At 60.4% G+C, this 732-nt stretch carries 1 pseudogene; it reads left to right on the top strand.

Features of this window, described 5'->3' with window-relative positions:
- Positions 1–457: 457 nt before the first annotated feature.
- Positions 458–732: pseudogene (locus AX750_RS25295) on the top strand (IS21 family transposase); the annotation flags it as partial.

The raw sequence follows: 732 nt of genomic DNA, 5'->3' as shown, positions 1-732 counted from the left end.
AACCGGCAATCGCCGGTGACCACCGTCAGCTACACCACGCTATGGGACACGACCGGCGATCACGGTCATGCTCGGCACGAGCGATATCGGTCCAGGTCATCGGAAACCCCATTTGATTCAGCACCAAACGGCAATCACAACCTGCTAATATCGCTCAATTCCTTTTAAATCGGGCTCTCAGGAAATCGCTGTGGCGGTACGGTCACACGGAAGCGATCGTTACAGACCGTTTGCCGTCCTACGACGCGGCCCTGAAGCACGTTGGAGCCATCGAAAACGGGAAACCGGCCGCTAGTTGAACAACCGGGCCGAGAATTCGCACCAGCCGTTTCGACGACGAGAACGGGTGTGCATGGCGGTGAGAAAACCATCCAGTGAAGCGCCGGCGCTTGTGCGGGCGCGGGCGGCGTAAAATCCGTCCGCTGGCTAGTCTGATCCTTTTTTGGGGTCGGCGAGGATGTTCGCTGTGGCGGTCTACGCGGCGGTTCGCGATTTCGTTTTCAACCAGAAGCAGAGCCGGCGGGAAGCAGCTCGCGTGTTCGGGCTGAGCCGCGATCGATAAGATGTGCCGGTTCTCGATCCCGTCGGGCTACACGCGCACGAAGCCGGTCGAGAAGCCGAAGCTCGGTCCGCTGCTGCCGGTGATCGAGGCGATCCTTGATGAGGATCGGGCGTCTCCGGTGAAGCAGCGTCATACGGCGAAGCGGATCTTCGAGCGCCTTCGTGACGAGC

The sequence above is a fragment of the Methylobacterium sp. CCH7-A2 genome (genome assembly GCF_001557075.1).
Taxonomy (GTDB): Bacteria; Pseudomonadota; Alphaproteobacteria; order Rhizobiales; family Beijerinckiaceae; genus Allobosea; species Allobosea massiliensis.
The sequence above is the reverse complement of the archived record's forward strand: the minus strand, read 5'-3'. Positions and strand labels throughout refer to the sequence as shown.